At 45.5% G+C, this 4,792-nt stretch carries 2 protein-coding genes; both read left to right on the top strand.

All coding sequences use genetic code 11. From position 1 onward, the window contains the following. The coding region (locus tag ACP45E_RS18915) for an STY4851/ECs_5259 family protein (protein ID WP_069585430.1) at positions 1 to 2,842 on the top strand (2,842 nt) is incomplete at its 5' end. Positions 2,843 to 2,851: 9 nt separating this feature from the next. Then, the coding region (locus tag ACP45E_RS18910; protein WP_141707424.1) for a DEAD/DEAH box helicase at positions 2,852 to 4,792 on the top strand (1,941 nt) is incomplete at its 3' end.

The raw sequence follows: 4,792 nt of genomic DNA, 5'->3' as shown, positions 1-4,792 counted from the left end.
AGTCACGCTCATCGCCAACATGGCGGATAAGCTCGATGCATTGGTGTATCAATTTGAATTAGACAGCCAAGCTAACCCAGCGCAATATTTGGATGAGCAGTTTCCTCGTTGGCGTGAGAGCTTTCCACTGCCGTTGGAAGATGAAACTGGCTCGGCATTTTTAAGCCAACTGTTATCTACAGCGTCGAAAGAGGTGAGCAAAGTTGCCCGTGTTCGAAAGCAGCTACAGTGTCATCACTTTGCTTCTTTTGCTAACCAAGCCATCTATTCTCGGATCACGTTACCGCATCAATGTCGTTTCGATATTTCAAAAGAGAACGTGACATCAAGTCGTGTTGATCTTGCTGTGTACGAAGGCGACAACCAGATAGCGTCGTTAGGAACGGGCTTTGCTCAGTTTTCTGATGTAAGTGATAGTCAATCTGCACGCGGTGATGCGAACGAGTTAGAACGCGGAATGCGTGTTCGCATGCGTAACCCTATGGTTGAGATTCGCCGAAATAATCCAAGCAGTGAACTGTATATCGTTGCTATGCAGGCGGGTTGTCGATTAGGTGAAATTCGCTTATCGAACAGCTCTGTCGATGTTGGTGAGTCACCGTTAACCTTGGTTGAAAGTGGAGATAAGTGGGCGATACTGAGTCAATCGACGTTCACCACCAATAAATCAAATCTTGCGGTCATCTTACCTGAGGGAGCCACGATCGCCTCAGTGTATGGTCAGTTAAAGCAAGCCGAATTTACCTTTGGCACTTTGCCTGTGCACTTGTTTGAAGGCCAGTGTGAGGTGGTTTCTGGTGAATCAGAGCGATATGTTCTTACCTCCAGCTCTAACGACTTTGATGCAGGAGACCACACCCTAAGAGGCGAACAGCTGAAATATAAAACGGTTCCGCCATTGGTGTTTAAGGGTGTCCCATCTGTGGTTGCAAACAGAACGCAAGCTAACGAACTTAGTGAATTATGCAGTGAATCAATAGTAGACATATTTCTCAATAACGCCTCGTTAAGCGCTATGAGTTTGGGCGAGTGCTATGGACGCCAATTACTGACCGCTAAAGATAACACGGGTTTAGTACAGCTGAAAAAGCGCATCGGTATTTTACCGAAAGACTTTGATATCGAGATTCAAAATGGCGATAAACCTAATGAAGGGTTTATCCGATTACATACAGCATCCCCTTGTACTTGTAAGCTACTGAGTGAAGGCGTTGAGCTTGTATCAATGAAGAGTAAAAATGGAGCGAAAGAGCTTCATGTTATGGCGGCAGGTAAACCACCCGCAAAAATAAAATTAGAAGTACAGGCCAGCTTGCTATCCAAACCGATAGTCATTGAAGTGCCTTTCCCTGCAAAAGGGGCGGTGGCTTACAATCAATCAGGCCGATCTCTAGCGCCAAGGCTAGCGGTTGATGATCTATTGGGTAGCCGATTGTTTTTATTCTCTACGCACGGTATGCCTGCCACTTTTCAGCTTGAAGCGGTGTTAAGCGCGAAAGGACGCAGAAATGCAAATCGACAGCTATCTCCTTATTTTCGTTGGAACTACAAAGTGACAAATCAACCTATTGAAGTGAGCTTATACAGCTTCAAAGGGTCGATATTAGAGCTGCTTTCAATGACTGAAAGTTTAGACAGCGAAGTGGAATTGAGAGTCACGGGGCCTGGGCGAAGCTTGAGTTATGTGGTGAGCCATTTCTCTACTAACTTAGAGCATGATCGCGGTGAAAATACGGTCGGAATTCGCTCAACGGTCGTCACCGATGCTAGCCAAGTGAGCCCCGTGCTTATGTCGCTGTCGAACCCTGAACAAAAGGTATTGCCTTTGGTAAGCCGAGTGAGTGAAGGGGTAGAAACAGGAGAATTTGATTTACCTGATTTTCTATTAACGGACTCTCTTTTATCTGATCCGGATAACCAGGGGCCGTGGCTAGTGATACCGAATGAATCGGTGGACGGGTCGTCTGATGTCGCCTTCCGCGCTAAGTTTTTTGCGGGTAAATCGAATGAACGAGTAGGCGAGGTCACCACCCTTCAAAAAGCATCTCAGCTGTTTCACCCACGCTTTGAGCCAAATGTCATTGCTGACGTGATTACGCAGATGGCGAACGACTGGACACACAGTGGTTGGGCATATCTCGATGCCACAAATAAAAACTATGGCTACTTGCCGATGTCGACCTTTGAGGTGTGGCGTCATTTGGTTCGTGATTATCGTGCCCTTGCTGTCGCACTGTTCCGTTTGGAATTTAATCAGAAGTGGGTATCGCAACTAGAGTCTGAGTTACCGCTGTTGTGGGAGCAGATTTCGATAGCAGATTGGCAGCATGCGATCATGCTGTCTAAATCGACACTGACTGCGGTTGGTATTGACACTTCTATGGTTGAGCAGTTGGTTAAGCAGCAAGTAGAAAAGCTTGGCGATGTCGTGCCAATTCTAAATGATGAGTCGATAAAAGAGTTACTGCTCACGGGTAAAGTAAACAACATTCCTGCGCCAATCATTCAAATTATGTTGCAGGGGTGGTATCAAGATCTGCTGCATACACACAGTGAAGACGATGAGTGGCCAACGGAGTTTGGACAAGAGCTTAGTATGTGGTGCCAAAACTTAAAACTGCTTCCTTTTGATTTCAAACCTAACGCAGGGTTTCAATCTGGCGTGGTGTATTGGCCCATTTTTGCCGCAGCGATTGCGTGTGGAAAAGTACCAAAAGAGATTTTGGCGCATTTTCCAGTGGAAGCGGTGTTCCACCTTCGTAAATTACGTGATTTTGATCGTGACTGGTTTGAGCCTGTATATCGTTTGTTTGTCGCTATTTTTTCCAACTTACCGAAATAAGGATCTGTTATGACGCGCTATTTTACTGATTTGGTTGAGCAGTCTATCTCACGAGCGAAAGAGTCTACCCTCAGCGTTTTAGGCATTACCGATCCTATTTTACGTAATCATTTAAGCGAGATTATGTCTTCAGAGTGTGGGCAAGAGAACGCGTTTCTTGCTCCACCATTGTTTGAGCACACGTTCGGTTGGGAATATGCGACACCAAAAGTCAAAGATCTAGAAGGAAGCTTATTGTCAACAGCGGTCATTAACGCTTTGGATGATAAATCCAATGATCGCTACCGCTTTGAAGCTGGTTTCAACCCTTTCAAGCACCAGTTAACCGCGTGGCAAACGTTGCTTGATGAAAAACCACACTCAGCCATTGTAACTTCAGGTACGGGCTCTGGTAAAACCGAGTGTTTTATGGTGCCAGTACTGGAAGATCTCTACCGTGAACAGCAGCGAACGCAAGCTCCGTTGGTGGGGGTAAGAGCGCTGTTTCTTTATCCTTTAAATGCCCTGATTAACTCTCAACAAGAACGTTTAGACGCTTGGACGAAGCACTTCGGTAACAACATTCGCTATTGTCTGTATAACGGCAATACAGAGAACAGCGAAAATAAGATGCGTAAAGCGCAAAGTGAAAGAGGCAATGAGGTTCTTTCTCGAGAGCTAATGCGTAAAGAGCCTGCACCGATTCTCGTAACAAACGGAACAATGCTTGAGTACATGCTAGTGAGGCAAATTGATGCGCCAATCATTGAGCGCTCAAGACAGGAAAAATCACTGCGTTGGATAGTGCTCGATGAAGCGCATACTTATGTGGGCTCACAAGCTGCCGAGTTATCTTTGCAACTTCGCCGAGTACTACAAGCATTTGGTGTGGAAGCGAAAAACGTCCGCTTTGTCGCCACGTCAGCGACCATTGCTGATGCTAATGCAAACGAACAACTTCAAGAGTATTTATCAAAACTTGCGGATGTACCGAAAGAGCAGATAAAGGTGATCGGTGGTCGACGTGTGATCCCAGAGCTTGATTTTGTTGAAAACGAGCCATTAACGCTTAACGAGCTTGAAGCGATGGAACCTGAAGGTGAAGTGACTAAAAAACGCGATCCTGAAGTCTCTAAAGATCGTTATTTGGCGCTTCAAGGGAGTCGGTATGCTCATGCACTTCGTGAGACCATCGTCAATAGCGCATCACCTTTAACGTTATTAGAAATCAATAAGAAAACGGCACAGAAGTCGGGTAATCCAACGATTAGTCAGCACGAATTATTACGTTGGCTCGATCTGCTTACAGGAACAAAAAAAGACACGAAGTCTGAAGCTTTCTTGAAGCTACGTGCACACTTTTTTCAGCGTATGACCAATGGTTTATGGTCTTGCATTGATAGTAATTGTCGCTGCAAAACAGGTACGGAGCTGGAAAAAGGCTGGCCGTTTGGTTATGTGTATTCAGTACAGAGGCAAAAATGTGATTGTGGTGCGCCTGTATTGGAGCTGAGCTTCTGCTTAGAGTGTAATGAACCTCACCTAATGGGCTTAGACAAAAAAGGTAAGTTACTACAGTGGAACGGCAGTGCGGGTGATGAGTTTTCTCTTCAGCAAGACTTTTCCGAAGAACAGGATGTTGAAATTCAGCAGCTTGATGACAGTGCTCGCTTTCCTGAGATGTTTGGCTCTAAACAAGATGAAGAGGGTTTTTATAGCTCAATTAATATCAGTAAAGATGGGGTAATTGGGTCAGTAGCACCTGGCTATTCTCTGATGTTTGATGATGCTAAACAGCAGTCGTGCTGTGGTTGTAATTTTGAAGGTTATAACCAAGGTTCTCCATTTCGTAGAGCGATGTTGGGTGCACCATTTTACATTGCTAACGTTGTTCCTACCTTATTGGAGTTCTGCCCAGATATTTCCACTTCCGGTGCTGAAGGGCCACAGTCACTACCTGCACGAGGCCGA

The sequence above is a fragment of the Vibrio genomosp. F10 str. 9ZD137 genome (assembly GCF_049974785.1).
Classification (GTDB): domain Bacteria; phylum Pseudomonadota; class Gammaproteobacteria; order Enterobacterales; family Vibrionaceae; genus Vibrio.
The sequence above is the reverse complement of the archived record's forward strand: the minus strand, read 5'-3'. Positions and strand labels throughout refer to the sequence as shown.